The organism is uncultured Thiodictyon sp. (assembly GCA_903837595.1).
GTDB lineage: Bacteria > Pseudomonadota > Gammaproteobacteria > Chromatiales > Chromatiaceae > Thiodictyon.
Map to the genome: position 1 here is coordinate 1 of CAILVI010000417.1, position 19,374 is coordinate 19,374.

General features: G+C 68.9%; 9 protein-coding genes and 1 pseudogene. 7 read left to right on the forward strand and 3 right to left on the reverse strand.

The annotated features are described in order from the left end of the window. The 5 genes and pseudogenes from QZY44_RS25070 to QZY44_RS25090 all read left to right on the forward strand — a co-directional run. Positions 1–456, forward strand: a pseudogene (locus QZY44_RS25070) (hypothetical protein); the annotation flags it as partial. Further along, positions 449–1,579, forward strand: a complete 1,131-nt coding sequence (locus QZY44_RS25075; protein WP_295454576.1) for a glycosyltransferase — start codon at positions 449–451, stop codon at positions 1,577–1,579. The pseudogene QZY44_RS25070 and the gene QZY44_RS25075, both read left to right, overlap by 8 nt. A 2-nt stretch (positions 1,580–1,581) precedes the next feature. Beyond that, positions 1,582–2,730, forward strand: a complete 1,149-nt coding sequence (locus QZY44_RS25080; RefSeq protein WP_295454578.1) for a glycosyltransferase — start codon at positions 1,582–1,584, stop codon at positions 2,728–2,730. A 36-nt stretch (positions 2,731–2,766) separates the two neighbouring features. Next, complete coding sequence (locus tag QZY44_RS25085; protein WP_295454581.1) at positions 2,767–6,732, forward strand: PAS domain-containing protein; 3,966 nt, start codon at positions 2,767–2,769, stop codon at positions 6,730–6,732. A 225-nt stretch (positions 6,733–6,957) separates the two neighbouring features. Beyond that, the gene (locus QZY44_RS25090; protein ID WP_295454583.1) at positions 6,958–8,466 is read left to right on the forward strand and encodes an ATP-binding protein; all 1,509 of its coding nucleotides are present in this window, start codon (positions 6,958–6,960) and stop codon (positions 8,464–8,466) included. Positions 8,467–8,663: 197 nt separating this feature from the next. On the opposite strand, the gene QZY44_RS25095 is transcribed toward QZY44_RS25090, so the two are convergent. Then, complete coding sequence (locus tag QZY44_RS25095; RefSeq protein WP_295454586.1) at positions 8,664–9,269, reverse strand: SUMF1/EgtB/PvdO family nonheme iron enzyme; 606 nt, start codon at positions 9,267–9,269, stop codon at positions 8,664–8,666. Positions 9,270–9,773: 504 nt separating this feature from the next. Next, positions 9,774–10,685: a hypothetical protein gene (locus QZY44_RS25100; RefSeq protein WP_295454588.1), complete on the reverse strand. Its 912-nt coding sequence runs from the start codon at positions 10,683–10,685 to the stop codon at positions 9,774–9,776. 223 nt (positions 10,686–10,908) lie between these two features. Here QZY44_RS25100 and QZY44_RS25105 point away from each other — a divergent pair, with 223 nt between their 5' ends. Both QZY44_RS25105 and xseA read left to right on the forward strand, forming a co-directional pair. Further along, positions 10,909–14,034 (forward strand): mechanosensitive ion channel domain-containing protein, encoded by a 3,126-nt coding sequence (locus QZY44_RS25105; protein WP_295454591.1) that lies wholly within the window; start codon positions 10,909–10,911, stop codon positions 14,032–14,034. Next, on the forward strand, positions 14,031–15,392 hold the full coding sequence (gene xseA / locus QZY44_RS25110; RefSeq protein ID WP_295454592.1) for an exodeoxyribonuclease VII large subunit: 1,362 nt from the start codon (positions 14,031–14,033) through the stop codon (positions 15,390–15,392). Before QZY44_RS25105 ends, xseA begins: the two co-directional genes overlap by 4 nt. Positions 15,393–15,462: 70 nt before the next feature. Here xseA and QZY44_RS25115 read toward each other — a convergent pair whose 3' ends face one another. Further along, positions 15,463–19,143: a hypothetical protein gene (locus QZY44_RS25115; RefSeq protein ID WP_295454593.1), complete on the reverse strand. Its 3,681-nt coding sequence runs from the start codon at positions 19,141–19,143 to the stop codon at positions 15,463–15,465. Between the last annotated feature and the right edge of the window lie 231 nt (positions 19,144–19,374).

Below are 19,374 nucleotides of genomic sequence, written 5' to 3' on the forward strand. Positions count from 1 at the left end.
GCCTCCGTCGGCATCCGGCTCAATCTGGCTGAGTTGGGGCTGCAGGTCTTCGCCGCCCGCCCGCTCCTGGGTTTTGGGCCCGGGACCAGCACCACCGAGTTCCTGGTGCCGCAGCGGGTGGTGGCGGTCTCCGACTACCAGCTGGCCAATGCCCCGCGGGCCTCGCACCTGCACAGCGTGCTGATCGAGACCCTGACCCGCTTCGGTCTGGTCGGTGTGCTCATCGCCGCCCTGCTGTTGGCGGTACTCGTGCGCGCCTACCGCACCCTCTGGTCCGACCCCCGGGCGGCGCCGGAGCTGCGGGTCTTTCTGACCCTGACCGGGGTGATGCTGCCGCTCTACTGTCTCTATGACTTCCGTCTGGTGAACCTGGACCTGCGCTTTTTCTGCATCCTGTTCTTAGGCATACTCTACAGCTTCCAACTGGCGCGCACCGCTGGCGAATCACATGACTGAGCCCCCCCGCCTGGCGATCTATTGCGGCCCCTTCGACGGCGGCAGCACCGCCAAGATCGCCGCCCGGCTGGCGAACGGCTTCGTCACCCGCGCCGTTCCCACCGACCTGCTGGTCACCGCCTCCCGCGACCCCATCCCCGAGGCCACCGACCCGCGGGTACGGGTCGTCCCCATGGGCCGCATGGGGCCCCTGACCCGGGTGCCGGCCATGGCACTGTATCTACGCGGCCGGCGCCCCGCCGCGGTCCTCACGCACCGCATCCGCGAGGACGTCTTCACCCTCAAGGCGGCGCGTCTGGCGAGCGCCGCCGACGGCATCAGCACCGCGGTCTATGTCACCGTCCATGGCCGCATGAGCGTCAAGCTCGATCATCTCAAGGGCTGGAAGGGACGGCGCCGCCGCGCCGAGGTCCTCAACTGGTACCGGCGCAACCGCGGGATCGTCGCCATCTCACAGGACACCGCGCAGGACCTGCACGGACTCTTGGGCGAGGACGCCGCGGTGACCACCATCCCCAACCCCATCGTCACGCCGCAGATGCTGGAGCTGGCCCAGGAACCCATCGACCACCCCTGGTTCGGCGACACCGGCATCCCGGTGCTGGTCTTCGCCGGCCGCCTGGAGATCGAGAAGGACCTGCCCACCCTGCTGCGCGCCTTCGCCCGGCTGCGCGCGCAGCGCGACTGCCGGCTCTTGATCATCGGCGACGGGCGCCTGCGCCCGGCGGTCGAGGCCGAGCGCGCCGCACTGGGGCTCACCGAATCGGTTGAAATGCCGGGTTGGGCGCCAAATCCCTATCCTTATCTGCGCCAGGCGAGCCTGGTAGTTCTCTCATCCATCTGGGATGCCCTGCCCACGGTGCTCATCGAGTCACTGGCGCTCGGCACGCCGGTGGTCAGCACCGAGTGCGGGGCCGGTCCGCGGGAGATCCTGGACGGCGGGCGCTTCGGCCCGCTGGTCCCGCCCGGCGATGTGGAGGCCCTGGCCGACGCCATGGCGCGCACGCTCACGAATCCGCTGCCGGCTGCCACCCTGCGACAGGGCGGTGAGCGCTATGAGGCGCAGCGCAATGCCGATCTGTATCTGAAGCTGATGCTGGGGCAGACGCACTGCCGGGGGTGATCATGGGCGTTGAGCACATTGCACTGGTCGTGAGCGACTTCGAGGACGGCGGGGTCGAACGCAACCTGACCAACCTGGCCCGGGGACTCGCCCGACTCGGGGTGACGACCTCACTGCTGGTCGGCGACCCGGACCATGCCTATCTGCAAGACCTCGAACCGGGGTTACGGGTGCTGCGTGTCACTGAGCCCCGCGCCGAGTTCTTAAGCGACTTTATTCGCGAGGAACGTCCGGACTGGCTGGTGACCGGCAAGCTCGCGGACGACTTGGCCGCCCTGGCGGCCAGGTCCGGACTCCCACCCGCTGCCGGGGGTGCCACCCGCTTGGTGGCCGCGGTCGGCACCCTGATGTCCGGGCGCTTCGCCACCTACCGCTGGAACCTCTGGAAGACCCGGCGCGAGACCGGTGAGATCCACGCCTGCTACCACCGGTTGCACGGGATCACCGCCGTCTCACAGGCGGTTGCCGAGGACCTGGAGCAGATCTTCGGGATCACGCAAGTGCCGATCGCCGTGCTCAACAACCCTATCCTCCCGGACGATCTGGCGGACCTGGCCGCCGCCCCCTGCCCACACCCCTGGCTCGCCGAACCGCGGGGTCCGGACCGGCCCCCGGTCATCATCGCCCTGGGCGGACTGCGCAAGGTCAAGGACTTCGCCACCCTGCTGCGCGCCTTCGCCGCAGTGGACCGGCCCACCGCGCGGCTCCTGATCATCGGCGAGGGCAAGGAGCGCCGCCGCTTGAGCCGTCTGGCCGCGCGGCTCGGCATCGCCGGCCGCGTGGACCTGGCCGGCTTTATCGCCAACCCCTTCCCCTATCTCGCCCGCGCCGACCTGTTGGCACTCTCCTCGCGCCGCGAGGGTCTGCCCAATGCGCTGGTGGAGGCGATGGCGCTCGGCACCCCGGTGGTCGCCACCGACTGCACCGGCGGCGTGCGCGACCTGCTCCAGCACGGGCGGCTCGGCCGCCTGGTGCCGGTGGGCGACACCACGGCCCTGGCCGCCGCGCTCGACTTGGGTCTGCACCGACCCGAGGCCGACACCCTGGACCGGGAGGCCCTGCGCCAGGCGGCAGAACCCTATCGGCTCGTTCCCGCGGCCCAAGCCTATCTGGAGTTCTTCCGCTCCCTGCCGGCGCCGGCCGGCGAGTGACTGAACCACTGTTTCATCTCAACGACGCCGACCGCCATGAACGATCCGCAGGCATCCGCCCGCCTCGCCGACCCGGTCGCGAGCCGCGCCATCGTCAAACTGGAAGACCTCCTCGCCGCCCGCACGGCCGAGCTCAAGACCCTCGCCGCGCGGATCCAACTGATCAACGAGGTCGCGCGGATCGGGACCTGGGAATGGGACCTGGTCGCGGATCGACACCTCTGGGACTCCCGCCTCTATGCGCTGTATGGTCTGCACGAGGAGGACGGCCCCCCGACCTATGCCAGCTGGTCGGCGCGGATACACCCGGACGACCTACCCGGGATCGAGGCCCGCCTCGACGCGCTCTGTTCGGGTCAGAAGGACATCGCGCGGGATGAATTTCGGATCCGTTGGCCGGACGGTACTGAGCGCTGCCTTGCGGAGGTCTGCAAGATCCAACGTGACGGACAAACCGGGGCCGCACTGCGCGTGTATGGAATCTCCTGGGACATCACGGACCAGCGGCGGGCGCAGGACGAGGTCCGGAGGCTCAATGCCGAGTTGGAAGCGCGCGTGCTCACCCGCACGCTGGAACTGGAAGCGGCCACCGCGGCGCTGCATCAGAGCGAGGAGCGCTTCCGCTACGCGATGGAGGCGACCAGCGACGGGATCTGGGACTGGAACGTCGCCACCGGGACGGTCTATTACAGTCCCGGCTATGCCCGGATGCTGGGCTATGCCCAGGACGAGCTGGCGCCGCAGATGGACACCTGGCTCGATCTGCTCCATCCCGAGGAGCGCGCGGGTGTCCTCGTCCGCGCCCAGCACCCCTTGGAGAACTCGGGCTATCGCGAGCTGGAGTTCCGGATGCGGACCAAGGCCGGCGGCTACCGCTGGGTCTTGAGCCGCGGCAAGGTGATCGAGCGCGCGGCCGACGGCACCCCGCGGCGGGTGGTGGGCACCCATCTCGATATCACCGAGCGCAAGGAAACCGAGCTGGAACTGTGCCGCTACCGGCAGATCGTCGAGGCCTCCACCGAAAAGCTCTTCTTTCTCGACCGCGACCTGCGCTACCAGGTCGTCAACCCCGCCTATGCCGCGATGTACCACTGCAACCCGGAAGCGTTGCGGGGACGCGCCATGGCGCAGATCGCACCCCCGGCCATCTGGGCGCAGGTCCAGCCGCACCTGGAGGCGGCCCTGGCCGGCGAGCCGCAGCACTTCCAGATGGAGGCCACCTACCCCGACGGGTACACCTGGTATCTCGAGGCGCAGCATCAGCCTTTCTGGGAGGATGGCCGGGTCCAGGGCATCGTGACGAGTCTCCATGACCTGACGCGGATGCGGGCGGTGCAGGCGGCCCTGGAGGCGGAGCAGGCGCATCTGGAGGCGCGGGTGGCCGAGCGCACCGCGCAATTGCAGATCGTCGCCGAGCGCCTGCAACTGGCCACCGAGGCCGGCGGCATCGGCGTCTTCGACATGGACATGACCACCGGCCAGATCGTCTGGGATGCAAAATTGCGCGCCGTGTATGGGGTACCGCAGGCCCCACCCGAGCTGTCCTGGCAGGCCTGGCTCGAGTGGGTTGCACCGGAGCATCGCGGCGTACTCCAGGACAGCTTCGCACGCATCTTGCGGGGGGAAGAAACGACCTTCCAGGGGGTCGTCCTGGTCCACTGTCCGGACGGCCAGGACCGTTACATCGCGAGCCGTGCCCGATTCCTGGAGGGCACCGGCGGGGCTTCCCGGCATCTGGTCGGAATCAACTGGGACGTGACCGCGGAGCGCCAGGCCGTCGCGGCCCTGGCGGCCAGCGAGGCCAAGGCCCGCGCCGTCATCGACGCCTCGCCGGTGCCGCTCGCCATCGCCGACGAGTCCGGCCCGGTCCGCTACCTGAATGCCGCCTTCGTCCAGACCTTCGGCTACACCCTGGAAGACATCCCCACCATGGACGACTGGCGGCGCCTGGCCTACCCCGACCCGGTGGAGCGCGCACGCATCCTGCGTCAGCGCCAGGAGCGTATGGCGCAGGTCGCGCGCGAGGGCGGGACCTGCGAGCCCCTGGAGGTGAGTGTCCGCCGCAAGGACGGCACAGTGCGCACCGTGATAACCCGCGCCACCCTCCTGGGGGGCGAGGAGCGGCTGAACACCCTCTACGACATCACCGATCTCAAGCAGGCCCAGACCGCCGCCGAGCAGGCCGCGCGGGCCAAGTCCGACTTCCTCGCGCACATGAGCCACGAGATTCGCACGCCCCTGAACGGCGTGCTCGGTCTGGCACAGGTCCTGAGTCTGACGGCGCTCGATCCCGACCAGCGCGCCCTGCTGGAAAAGATGCGCACCGCGGGCCGCTCACTCCTGGCCATTCTCAACGACATCCTCGACCTCTCCAAGATCGAGGCCGGGCGCTTGTCGCTGGAGGCACGCCCCTTTGACCTGGTCGCGCTCCTGGCCGCAATCGGCGACCTGCTGGGGCCCACGGCCCGGGACAAGGGGCTGACGCTGACCATGGCCGTCCCACCCGAGGTGACCGGCGGTCTGCTCGGCGACCCGGTCCGGCTGGAACAGGTCCTCGTCAACCTGATCGGTAATGCGATCAAATTCACGGACCACGGCGAGGTCCGACTGCGGATCGACCCCTTGGAAGTGACCGCGGCGGGGGTCCGACTGCGGTTCGAGGTGACCGATACCGGAATCGGTATGACCCCGGCGGCCAGGGCGGGGATCTTCGCGCCCTTCACCCAGGCCGACGCCAGCATCACCCGCCGCTTCGGCGGCACCGGACTCGGGCTCTCCATCTGCAAGCGCCTGGTCGAGCTGATGGGCGGCGAGATCGGCGCCGAGAGCCAGGAAGGCCTGGGGAGCACCTTCTGGGTGGAAGTGCCCTTCGCGCGCACCGCGCAGCCGCTACCGCTGCCGAGCGCGCCGACGCCCGCGCCGACCTCCGCGCAGGTCCCGGCCGGACCACGCCTGGCCGGGCTCCACCTGCTGGTGGTGGACGATGGCGCCATGAACCGGCTGGTGGCCGAGCGGATGCTCGCCATGGAGGGCGCGCGCACCACCCTGGCCGTGGATGGTCAAGCGGCACTGGACTGTCTGCGCGCCGAACCGCAGGACTTCGACGCCGTGCTGATGGACATGCAGATGCCGGTCGTGGACGGCCTGACTGCCACCCGGCTGATCCGCACCGAACTGGGGCTCACCGACCTACCTATCATCGCGCTGACCGCCGGGGTCTTGCCGGCCCAGCAAGAGGCGGCGCTGGCGTCCGGCATGAACGCGGTGCTGACCAAGCCGCTGGACCTGGAGCGGATGGTCGCCCTGGTGGCACAGTGGGTCCGACCGCGGCCGGGGGTGGTGCCCCGGGTCTCCCCCGCGCCTGGCCTTCTCGCTCAAACCGATGGACCAGCGGACGAGGAGTTCCCGCAGGTCGCCGGGATCGACCGCGCGAGCGCCGCCCGTCTGCTCGCCGGAAACCGCACCTTATTCCTCGACCTGCTGGAGCGGTTTGCGCAGGAGTTCGCCGGCGTGGTCGCCACGACCCGCCAGGCCCTGGCCGCGGGGGACCTGGTGACGGCCGCCCGGCAGATGCATACCCTGAAGGGCGGCGCCGGCACCCTCGCGGCGCTGGACCTGAGCGAGGCGGCCGAGTTGCTGGAAGGGGCCATCGAGCGGGGCGCCACCGATCTGGACGAACGCCTGGCGGCCCTGGACAGGGGGATCACCGCCCTCATCGCGACCGGCCTACCCTGGCGGCGCGGCGCGACCGCGCCGCTGGCGGCGACCCAGGCGGCCCAACCGGCCATGGATGCGCAGCGGCTGAACGCACTGCGAGCGGCCCTGCGCACCCGCAACCTGGATGCCTTCGACGACTTCGAGGCGCTGCAACCCTGGCTTTACACCGCCTTGGGCGAAGAGGCTTGCGCGGCAGTCGAGCGCGCCATTCGCAGTCTCGATTTCCCGGGGGCCTTGGCGCGCCTGGACCAGGCCCTCGCGCAGTCCCCCAGTGGTTCATCCTAGACTCGGCAATGGCTCGCACAAAGACACAAAGCACACGAAGAAAGACAGCGCATTGCATGCGCAAGCGCCATCACCTGGCGGGTACCCGACGCGCCGGCGGCAGCGCATCGATAAGCCTTTTTGGCCTTTGTGTCTTTGTGCGAGAGGTGCTTCTTCCAGGATAATAGCCTGCATCCGTGCCACGTCCGCACGGAGCCGCCCAACATCCTGAGATGGTACCCGAGCATGAACACCCCCAAGCTTGCGCGTATCCTGGCCGTCGACGATTCGCCGGCGAACATCATCGCCGTCCGCGGGATGCTCGGCCCCGACTATGAGGTAAGTTTCGCCACCTCCGGTCCCCAGGCCCTGGGGATGCTGGCGCAGGGATACCGCCCGGACCTGATCCTGCTCGACGTGATGATGCCGCAGATGGACGGCTTCGCGGTCTGTGCAGCGCTCAAGTCCGATCCCTCGACCCAGGCGATCCCGGTGATCTTCATCACGGCCCGCGGTGACCCGCAGAGCGAGACCCGGGCGCTGTCCGCGGGGGGCCTGGACTTCATCCACAAGCCCCTCAACGCGGCGGTGCTGAGCGCCCGCGTCGGCCTGCACCTGGAATTGCGGCGACAGGCGCAGGCCTTGGGCCAGGCCAATGCCGACCTGTGCCGCCAGGCGGCGGCCCTGAGCACGGCCAATGCGGAACTGTCCCAACACCGCGATCACCTGGAAGACCTGGTGTACGCCAGAACGCAGGAGTTGGCCGCGGCGCTCGACGCGGCGCAGAGTGCCGACCGGGCCAAGAGTGCCTTCCTGCTCACCGTCGGCCACGAATTGCGCACCCCCTTGAGCCAGATCATGGGCATCCTGCCGCTGGTGTCCAAGCGGCTCGAGGACGCGCGGCTGCGCGACTGGTTGACCAAGGCCGACGCCGCCGCCCGGCACCTCCTGCGCCTGATCGAAGACATTCTGCACTATGTGGAAAGCGAGTCGCAGGACATCGCCATCGCGTGCGCCGACTTCGAACTCGCCGCCCTGCTCACCGCGGTCGAACGCCGCATCCGCCCGATCGCGGAGGCCAAGGGCCTCGAACTGGTGGTGGCGGTTGAGCCCGCGACCGCGGCCTGGCTCAAGGGTGATGCCGTGCGCCTGGAGTGCGTCCTGTGGAACCTCTTGGACAACGCGGTCAAGTTTTCGGAGCGCGGACGCATCACCCTGACCGTCCGCCACAGCGCGGCTCCAGGCGCCCGGTGCGAACTACGCTTCGACGTCACCGATCAGGGGATCGGGATGACCCCGGAGGTGCAAGAGACGCTGTTTGCGTTATTCCAGCAGGGCGACAGCGGTCTGACCCGCCGCTACGGCGGCACCGGGCTCGGACTCGCGCTCTGCAAGCGGCTGGTCGCTCGCATGGCGGGGGAGGTCGGGTTCGGCAGCACCCCGGGCGAGGGCAGCCGCTTTTGGTTCAGCCTGAGGCTGCCGGTCGGTGCGGCACCGACCGCCCCCGCGGGCGGTGCGCGGGCACCGGATAGGGGTCAGGTGAACACGATCATCGCCGCGTTGGAGCACCTCCTGGGCACGGGCGATTTCGCTGTGCTGCCCCTGTGGGCCGAGTCGTACCCCAGCCTTGAGCCGATACTGGGCGAACGGCTGGCGGCCATCGAAGAGGCCATCACCGGCTTTGAGTTCGATACCGCACTGCGGCGACTGCGGGAGGCGCAGGCCGCGTGCCCGCCGGGCAGCGCCGGACCCTGATGGTGACAACGCAGGGGTGCCAACGCGGCGCGCGGGAACCAGAAGCTCTACCCCCTCGTCCCCACGCGCCGCGTAGGGATGCCGCCGCACCGCACCGCGGTGCGAGCCGGGCGCGGCGCGCCCGCAAGGGATTCCCACGCGGCGCGTGGGAATCAGAAGGGTCGGAGTTTAGATTCAGAGTCCAGAGGCATCAGAGTTCAGAGGAGTAATGGGGCCAGCACCAGACGGAACCCGACGAAGTCGTAACGGTGGTCGGGATCGAGGTCGAAGCGGGAGGAGGCGCGCGCGTACCTGCGAGGGTAGTCGAACGCACCGCCGCGCAAACCACGCCCCGCCGGTTGACGATCCTCCCGTTCAGCACGGTCCTTGGCATCCTGCGGATAAGGGTACGCCGCAAACCGACTGCGGGTCCACTCCCAGACGTTGCCTGACAGGTCCTCGCAGCCATAGGGTGAACGACCCTCGGGGTAACAGCCGACCGGCGACACGTGCCCAATGTTCATGTCGAAGTTCATGCGCTCGGGGTCCGGCTCGGTGCCCCAGGGGTAGGGCCGTCGGGGAGCCGGGTTCGGCATCGACGGGTGGTCAGCATTGATCAGCGCACTCAACTCAGCCACCGGCCGGATCAGGACGCCCGATTCCGAGGGGATGCGCTCGCCGCCCTTGGCCGCCTTCTCCCACTCGGGCTCGGACGGCAGCGCCACCCGCCAGCCGGCCGGGAGCCAGCCCTTTCCACGCCAATACACGGTCAGCCAGTCGGCGCAGGCGGTCGCGGATGCGGTCGTGGATTGCTTGATAGGCACGCTTGAGGCGCTCGCGCGGCAGGCACTCGGCCAGGATCTCGCCGGCCAGGCGCAGGCCCCAGGCGTCCCCCCCCACCCTGACCCTCCCCCACCGGGGGGGAGGGGAAAGGTTCAGCCCCCCCACCCCGGCCCTCCCCCACAAGGGGGGAGGGAGGGTAGAGCGCGTCCACCAGGTCCCAGACCGAGCGGTCATCGGTACCGGCGTAGAAGCCGCCGGCGAGCAGCACCACCTCGCGCCGGCGGTCGGGGTCGCGGCGGCCGAGCCAGGCGGCCAGCGCCGGCCAGTCCTCACAACCGCTGTCGGCAAAACGCTCAAAGAGATCGCGCTCCTGCTGGCCCAGATAGAGAGTGCGGCGCGGCGGTCCGGCAGTTCGTGGCCATTGGCGTGCAGATAGGCAGTCAGGGTCAGCAGCAGGGGGCGACCAGCCAGTTCGCAGCGCAGGGCGGGCCGGCCCAGGATCTCGCCCTTGAGCTTCTCCGCGCGCTCAGCTCGGCGCGGCGGCGTCAGCTCCGGACGGGCGGCATACCAACGCTCCACGAAGCGCCCGATCTGACCGGGACCGAAATCCGCCAGGGCCGCCTCGGCAAAGCCCGGGATGCGCCAGGCGGGATCGGCATAGGCGTAGGGTCGGCAGGTGACGAGCAGGCGGGCATCCTTGAAACTCTTCGCAAAGTTGACGATGCACTGTACCAACCGTTCCCGCCGCGCCCCGGCCTGGGAGACCTCGTCCATGCCATCCAGCAGCACAGGGCTTCGCCGCGGTGCAGGCACTCGGTGAGGACCGGGGCATAGTCGTCCAGGCCCTTGGCATGGAGGTCGTCGGCGATGAAGTCGCACAAGTGGCCGGCATCGCCCGGTCGGCCCTGGGCCGGAAACCGGGCGGAGGCGGCAAAGTCGCGCAGGATGACCCGCACCGGGAGTGGGGCACCGTGGTCCCAGGGCTGGGGGCTGGCCTTACGTCCGTCTTCGCCATCCTCGCCGGGCAGTGGCTCGGTGAGGTCTTGGAGGTTCGGCGCGGCGGCACCCAGGCGCTCCCCGGCCAGGCAGAGCGCGAGGAAGTTGACGAAGGCACTCTTGCCGCTGCCGGGGTCGCCGGTGAGGACCAGGTACCGCTCCATGTTCAGCACGCCCAGGGCGGAGAGTCGGCGCTCTCCGGACAGGGGTTCGCGCTCGCGCACGCGCGGGTCCGGCCGATTGGTCAGGAGCGCGGTATAAACCGTCCCCAGGGTGACGGCCGGGGTTTCCCGGTCCTGATAGCCGACGGCGGCCAGCCACTCCAGGGCACCGCTGTCGCGGCGCAGGCGCTCGAGATACTGGACCTCCAACTCCCGCTCCCGCTCCCGCGCGGCATCCCGGGCGGGGCCGAACTGGTTGGTGATCGCAATCGTGCTGTTCTTGATCTCCTGGGCGGCCACCGAATCATGGAAATGGCTCCAATGGGTGCGGGTGGACTCGGTACAGCGCCGATTCTACAACAGAACGCGCGGGGTTCGTAGGCTGGGTAGAGCGCAGCGAAACCCAGCAATCGGCCTTGCCGCAGCACAGTCGATGGGTTTCGCTTCGCTCTACCCATCCTACGGGATTAAGATGCGCCGACTACCCTGCACCTCACCGCACCCTGACCACACGGAGTCGCCCATGCCCACCTGGCGCAGGCCGATCTTACCGCCGGCTGGCCGGCTGCCGCGCTGCGCCCGGCCTTGGGCGTTGCTGTGGGCGCTCCTATGGACCTTGGCCCTGGCACCGGCGTTGGTGAGCGCGGCCGCCCAGTCAATCCCGCCGCTGCAAGACATCCGCGACGAGACCGCCCGCGTCGCGCAGGTGACCGCCGAGCTGACGATGGCGGCCACGCTGCGGGAGACGGACGCGCAGCAGCTGGCCGCCCGACTCGCCCGGGAGGAGGAGACCCTACGCGCCCGGGACATCGACCCGGACCTGCTGCGCACCGCGCGGCTCAAGGTCGATACGACCCGCGAGCGACTCGACACACTCACGGGTCAGGCCGCCCATCAGCGCGCCGCGCTGGCCCGACTGCAACAGGGCATCCTCACACTCGGCCAGGTCCCCGATCCGGTCACGGCCGCAGACCCTGAGCCAGTGCAGCTGCTGCGGGCGGCGGCCCTGCGCCTGCTGAACGATCAGGCGGACGCCCTACAGGGATTGGTGGACGCACTGGAGCGGCTCGCAGCGATCAACGCCCGCCTGCTGACCCTCAACGGGCAGCGGCTGCGCCTGATCCAGGCGCGGGTGCGCCTGGACGGGCTCGGTGACCTGGCGGACCCCAGGGGCGGCCGCCGGGCACTCTGGTCCGACCCCACCGCCCGGACCTTCGAAGCGATCGTCACCGAGGCGCTGCGCGCGGGTGCCCAACTGTCCGGCGCGGCGGCGGCCATCACCGGGGATGACGCGAACAGCACCGCGCGGCGCGAGGCCATGGAGTTCCGCATGCAGCAACTGGCCGTGCGGGCCGATCTGGCCCAGAACGATCTGGAACTGCTCGGCATCCGCCGCCGCCTGGACGGGCTGATGGCGCTGCGCGAGGACCCGTCAATGCCGGTGTCCCTACTGGAGGAGACCGCCGAGCAGCTGCGGCAGATCACCAGTGAACTGCTGGAATACCCAGTGGAATTGCAGGGGGAGCGACGGATGCTGGCCGCCCTGCCCGCGCCGAGCGAGGACACGGGGGCAGATATACCGTCACAACCCGCGGACCTGGATGCCGCACTCACCCGCCAGGAGCGGGAGGTCCAGGACCTGATCCGGCGTGCCGGCGAGGAGCGTGCCCGCTTTCGCGCGGCGGCGGCGCAGGTCTACGCGGCATCGCTGACCGATCGCACCCCCTTCCCGGTCACCGCCGGGGAGTGGCGGCGCATCGGCACCGGCGCGCTCGGGCTGCCGCAGCTCTTGGTGCGTGAACTCGGGCTCTTGTGGCAGGACATCGGCAGCGCCGCCGCCGCCCTGCGCCCGGCACAGTGGCCGGGCCTGATCGGCGGCGCACTGCTGCTGGTGGTCGCGGCCTTCGCGGCGCCGCCGCTGCTGCGCCGCCGCCTGGTGGACCCGGACCCGTACCGGCGGGTGGCCGCCCCGGCCGCCGCCCTGGCCGCGGCGGCGCCCTACGCGGCTCCGGCCGCACTCTGGGCCTGGGTCGGGGAGCGCCTCGGCCTGCCCAACTACGCGTTGGTGCCGGTCCTGTTCCTGCTCGGGATCTGGCCGCTGGGTGTGTTCGTACTCACCCTCGCCCACGCGGCCCTGTTCGGCCCGGACCCAACGCGCGTGCGCTCCCCGGCGCGGCAGCTCTTCTATCAGCGGCTGCGCTGGGGCCTGATACTGGCCGCGGGGCTCGCCGCGCTCTATCTGCTGACCCGCTCACTGCCGGTCTCGCCATTGCTGGGCGACGTGCTGGACCGCCTGGCGATGGTCGCGCTCCTGTTGCTCGCGGTACCGACCTTCGGGCTGTGGGGCCTGATCCTGCACCTGGCGCAGCAGCGTAAACAGGTCGCCACGCCTCCGGCGGCGCCCCGACCGGTGGGCCGACACGCCTGGCTCTTGGGCGAACTGTCGCGGCTCATCGCGCTGGCCATGGTCGTGGCCGGGGTACTCGGGCTGCTGGGCTACGCCAACCTGGCCTGGGCAATCACCAGCCGGCTGGGCTGGCTGGCCCTGGAGGCGACCCTGCTCTATTTCGTCGTCGTCGCCTTGGGCGAGCTGCGGGACCACGCCGCGGCGCGCATCAAGGGCGAACTCGGCGACTTCTGGCGGCGCCATTTCCTGATCCCGGCCCACGAAGCGGCGGTCGTGCTGGCCTGGCTCACCGCGAGCTGGGGCCTGCTGCGGCTGTGGGGCTGGGACGCCCACACGCCGCCGATCCGTGCGCTGCTCAACTGGGCCGAGCGCCCACTGATCGCGGCCGGCCACCTGAGCCTGACCCCCTGGGATCTGGCCCTCTCGGTCCTGCTGGTGGCCGCGGCGATCGCAACCGGGAGCTGGGTGAAGCGGGTCAGCTTCCAACTCGCCTATGGCCGGGTGCATGATCGAGGGCTGCGCCTGGCACTCGCCACGCTCACTCAATATGTGGTGATGCTCTGCGGGGTACTGCTGGCGCTGAAGGTGTCGGGGCTGGATCTGACCACCCTGGTGGTCTTCACCGCCAGTCTGGGGGTAGGGATCGGCTTCGGGCTCCAAAACATCGTCAACAACTTCATCTCCGGTCTGGTGCTCTTAGTTGAACGCCCGCTGCGGGTCGGCGACATCGTGACCGTCGGCGGACATGAGGGTGAGGTCACCCGCATCGGTATCCGCTCACTGACGGTCCGCACCTTCGACAAGCAGGAGGTCTTCATCCCCAACGGGACCGTGATCAGCGGGGACTTCACCAACTGGACGCGGACCGATGACATCCTGCGCACCGTGCTGAGCGTCGGGATCAGCTACCAGGACGACCCTGACCAGGCCATCACCCTGGTGCGCGACATCCTGGCAGGCTACGCACCGGTGCTGCGTCAGCCCGCCCCCCAGGTCAGTCTGTGGGAATTCGGTGACTCGGCCGTCCTGTTGAAGATCGAGTATTGCGTACACTACTTGGGGGACGTGGGGCGCACCGCGGTCCGCTCGGAGGTCAACCGGCGCATCTGGTACGGCTTCGAGGCGGCAGGCATCAGCCTGCCCTTCCCCCAACGGGACCTGCATGTACAGATGGTCGCTGCCCCACTCCCGGAGGCGATCCCCGCGCCACTCCCCGCCGCCGCAGCGAGTAACACCCCATGACACCAAATCCACTCGACATGGCCTTGGACTTCACCCGCGATATCTATAGCGTGGCCCGCCTGGCGAGCGAGGCACGCGCGGTCCTGGACGGCAGCTTCCCATCCATCTGGGTGCGCGGAGAGGTCTCCAATCTCGCCCTGCCGGCCTCCGGACACTGCTATTTCAGCCTCAAGGACGAGGCCGCCCAGGTCCGCTGCGCCATGTTCCGCGCCAAACGCCTGCTGCTCGCGTTCAAACCGCAGAACGGTCAGCAGGTGCTGGTGCGGGCGCGAGTGACGCTCTATGAGGCGCGCAGCGAATTCCAACTGGTCGTGGAGCACATGGAGCCGGGCGGTGAGGGGGCCTTGCGCCTGGAACTGGAGCGGCTCAAGCGCCGGCTGGCCGCCGAGGGCCTGTTCGACGAGGCCGCCAAACGCCCACTGCCGAGCTTCCCGCGCCAGGTGGGGCTCATCACCTCACCGACCGGGGCGGCGGTCCATGACCTGCTCACGGTGTTGGGTCGGCGCTGCCCGGCCCTGCCGGTGTTGATCTACCCGACTGCGGTCCAGGGCGCCACCGCGGCGGCCTCGCTGGTCGCGGCCCTGCGACTCGCGAACGCGCGCGCCGAATGCGACGTGCTGATCCTGGCCCGCGGCGGCGGCTCATTGGAGGACCTTAACGCCTTCAACGACGAGTCACTGGCCCGTGCCATCCGCGCCTCGCGCATCCCGGTGGTGAGCGGGGTCGGCCATGAGGTCGACACCACCATCGCCGACCTGGCGGCCGACCGCCGCGGGGCCACACCCTCCGCGGCGGCAGAGTTAGTGGCCCCCTCGGCCGAGCACCTCGGCACACGGGTGACTGCACTGTATGCGCGGCTGCGTCACCTGGAGGGACGACTGATCGAAGGCGCGGGTCTACGCCTGGCCGCGGTCCTGCGTCACCTGACCCTGCTGCACCCCGCCGCGCGCCTGGAGCAACGCGCCCAACACCTGGACGATCTGGACCGGCGCCTCACCCAGGCGATGGACCAACGCCTGCACAGCGTCCGGGCACGGCTGGAGCCGCGCGCCATCCGCCTGACGGCCGCCTCCCCTGCGCGGCGGCTGGGCTTGGCCGCCGCTGCCGTGGACGCACTGGCGCAGCGCCTGCACTGGGCCCAGTCCCACGCGCTGGCGCAACTGCACGAGCGCCTGGGCCGGGCGGTCGCCGGTCTGGACGGCCGCAGCCCGCTCGCCACCCTGGCCCGCGGCTACGCCATCGTCACCCGGCTCCCGGATGGCGCAATCCTCCGCCGCCCGGACCAGGCCCCACCCGGCACGCGCATTGCGGCACGGCTGGCGCAGGGGATGATCCACGCGCGGGTGGAGTCAAACTGAAGCGCGCCGAACTAACGATGGGGCCCCGCGGCCGGTCGACTCGCTCGCACTGAGCGTCGCCACGTTCGACTCATTGCCCCAGGATCGCCCGCCAACCGCGGCGGCTGGGCAGTGCCAGCTCCATACCGACATAAGTCGCCGTGACGGCCTTCGCTGCGGTGATGTTGCTCAAGATGCAGGTCGTTCCGGCCTGCCCCGCACAGTCCCCGCGCCAACCGGCGAAGATAAAACCAGCGCTGGCCGTGGCAGTGCAGGTGCTGGTGCCGGCGGGGGCGACCGGAGTAGGCGTGCAACTCACCGTACCGCTACCGGCCGGACTGATGCTGGCGACAATGTTGAAACCGAAATTGGCCGTCACGCTTTTGGCCGCGGTGACATTGCTCAGCGCGCAGGTGACGCCGGTGCAGTCACCGCTCCAGGCGCTGAAGGCGTAGCCGGTGTTGGCGGTGGCGGTGCAGGTGCTGCTGCCGCCATAGCCCACCGGGTTGGGCGTACAACTGGCCGTCCCGCCGGCCACCGGGCTGGCGCTGGCGGTGACGCCATAGGTGTTGAGGGTGAAGGTGGCGGTACAGGTGGTGTTCGCCGTCAGCGCAAAGGCGCTGGCGCAACTGGCCGGGTTCCAGCCGGTCAAGGTGGAGCCGGTCGCCGCCGTCGCGGTCGGGGTGACCTGGGTATTATAGGCAAAGGTTCCACCGCCGCCGACGGTACCCGATCCGGTACCGGTTTTGGCCACCGTCAGGGTGTAATTGTTGAGTGTGAAGGTCGCCGTGACGGCCTTGGCCGCGGTGACATTGCTCAGCGCGCAGGTAGCGCCGGTGCAGTCCCCGCTCCAGGCGCTGAAGGTGTAGCCGGTGGCAGGCGTGGCGGTGCAGGTGCTGCTGCCGCCGTAGTCCACCGGGTTAGGCGTACAACTCACCGTCCCGCCGACCGCCGGGCTGGCGGTGGCGGTGATGGCGTAGGTGTTGAGGGTGAAGGTCGCGGTGACGACCTTGGCCGCGGTGACATTGCTCAGCGCGCAGGTGGCGCCGGTGCAGTCCCCGCTCCAGGCGCTGAAGGTGTAGCCGGTGGCAGGCGTGGCGGTGCAGGTGCTGCTGCCGCCGTAGCCCACCGGGTTGGGCGTGCAGCTCGCCGTACCACCGGCCGTTGGGCTCGCGCTGGCAGTGATGGGGTAAGTGTTGAGGGTAAAGGTTGCCGTCACCGCCATGGCCGAGGTGACATTGGTGAGTTCGCAGGTCGCCCCGGTGCAATCACCACTGAAGGCGCTGAAGGTATAGCCAGGATTCGCCGTGGCAGTGCAGGTGCTGGTGCCACCGTAATCCACCGGGTTGGGCGTGCAGCTCACCGTACCACCGGCCGCCGGGCTCGCGGTGGCGGCGATGGTGTTGGCATTCGTTGTCATGATCGAGACCGTGTGATACCCACCGGCACTCAAAGCGAAGAGCGACTGGCCGTACAATAGACTACTCCGATCCACCGCCACCGGGACGGAGGAATCCGTGTTGGTGCCGTTGCCCAACTCGCCACCCGAGTTCAAACCCCAGCAGGCGGCGGTGCCGTCAGTGGACAAGGCGCAGGTGTAATAGCCCCCCGCGCTGATCTGGACGATGGTCTTGCCATTCAACACCCCGCTCCGATTCACCGCCACCGGCACCCATGAATCCGTTTTGGCGCCGTTGCCCAACTGGCCGTAGGCGTTGTAACCCCAGCAGGCGGCGGTGCCATCGCTGGCCAAGGCGCAGGTGTGATAGATCCCCAAGCTAATCTGGGCGAGTGTCTTGCCGTTCAACACCCCGTTCCGATTCACCGCCACCGGGAGCGATGAAGAGATGTTCCAGCCGTTGCCTAATGCGCCAAAGTCATTGCAACCCCAGCAGGCGGCGGTGCCGTCGGTGGCCAAGGCGCAGGTGTGAGAGCCCCCCGCGCTGACCTGGGCAATGGTCTTGCCGTTCAGGACCCCGCTGCTATCCACCGCCACCGGGACCCATGAATTGCCGGTGGAGCGGTTGCCCAACTGACCAAACCCGTTGCCACCCCAGCAGGTGGCGGTGCCGTCGGTGGCCAAGGCGCAGGTGTGATAGTCACCCTCGCTGATCTGGGCGATGGTCTTGCCACTTAGCACCCCGCTCCTCTCCACCGCCACCGGGACCGATGACTTGGTGTTGGTGCCGTTGCCCAACGCGCCATCCCAGTTCCAACCCCAGCAGGCAGCGGTGCCGTCGTTGGCTAAGGCGCAGGTGTGAGAGAGCCCCGTACTGATCTGGTCGATGGTTTTGCCGTTCAGCACTCCGCTCCGATCCACCGCCACCGGGACCGATGAATCGATGGTGTTGCCGTTGCCCAACTGGCCATACCCGTTGGCACCCCAGCAGGCGGCAGTGCTGTCAGTAGCCAGGGCGCAGGTGTGACCGCCTCCCGCGCTGACGTGAGCGATGGTCTTGCCGTTCAGCACCCCGCTGCTCCGATCCACCGCCACCGGGACCAATGAAGCCGTGTTGGTGCCGTTGCCCAACTGGCCATACCCGTTGGCACCCCAGCAGGCGGCGGTGCCGTCGGTGGCCAAGGCGCAGGTGTGATAGCTCCCCGTACTGATCTGGGCGATGGTCTTGCCGTTCAGCACTCCGCTCCGATCCACCGCCACCGGAACCGATAAAGTCGCGTTGGTGCCGTTGCCCAACTCGCCATAGTCGTTCCTACCCCAGCAGGCAGCGGTGCCGTCGGTGGCGAAGGCGCAGGTGTGTTGCCCCCCCGCGCTGACCTGAACGATGGTCTTGCCATTCAGCACCCCGCTCCTATTCACCGCCACAGGGACGGAAAAACTCACCTTAGTGCCGTTGCCCAACTGACCATACACGTTGTAACCCCAGCAGGCGGCGGTGCCGTCGGTGGCCAAGGTACAGGTGTGATAGTCCCCCGCGCTGATCTGGGCGATGGTCTTGCCGTTCAGCACCCCGCTCCGATCCACCGCCACCGGGACCAATGAAGCCGTGTTGATGCCGTTGCCCAACTGGCCATACCCGTTGGCACCCCAGCAGGCGGCGGTGGCGTCGGTGGCCAAGGCGCAGGTGTGATAGCTGCCCATACTGATCTGGGCGATGATCTTGCCGTTCAGCACTCCACTCCGATTTACCGCCACCGGGACCAATGAAGCCGTGTTGGTGCCGTTGCCCAACTGGCCATTGGCGTTCCGACCCCAGCAGGCGGCGGTGCCGTCGGTGAACAAGGCGCAGGTGTGATAGCTCCCCTTACTGATCTGGGCGATGGTCTTGCCGTCCAGCACTCCGCTCCGATCCACCGCCACCGGGACCCATGAATCGCTGTTGATGCCGTTGCCCAACTGGCCATTGGCGTTCCGACCCCAGCAGGCGACGGTGCCGTCGGTGGCCAAGGCGCAGCTGTGCTCGTTCCCCGCACTGACCTGGGCGATGGTCTTGCCGTTCAGCACCCCACTGCGATCCACCGCCACCGGGATCGATGAATTGGTGATGGTGCCGTTGCCCAGCTGGCCATACTTGTTGTCACCCCAGCAGGCGACGGTGCCGTCGGTGGCCAAGGCGCAGGTGTGATAGGCACCCGCGCTGACCTGGGCGATGGTCTTGCCATTCAGCCCCCAACTTATCACCATTGCCACCGGGGTCGATGAAGACGTGTTGGTGGCGTTGCCCAACTGGCCAGACGAGTTGCCACCCCAACCCACAACCAGTTCCCCGGCCCCAGGCCCGAACGGCACCAGCGCCAGGGCGAGTGCAAACACACGCAACCAGCACCAAACCGACCGGACTGGATCAGTCCCCGACCGGCGCCCCACCCCACACCACCAACGCATGAATGAAGGCATCATGATTTGGACTCCGTAATGATGGACAGGCGATCTGAGATCGCGGAAACCAAAATCTTGCTCGCTGCGAACGATCGTTTTCAATTAGCTAGTGCCTGACAGGAAACTCGCATTTTCCAGCACCGTCTATTCGTGACGGCCGGGAAA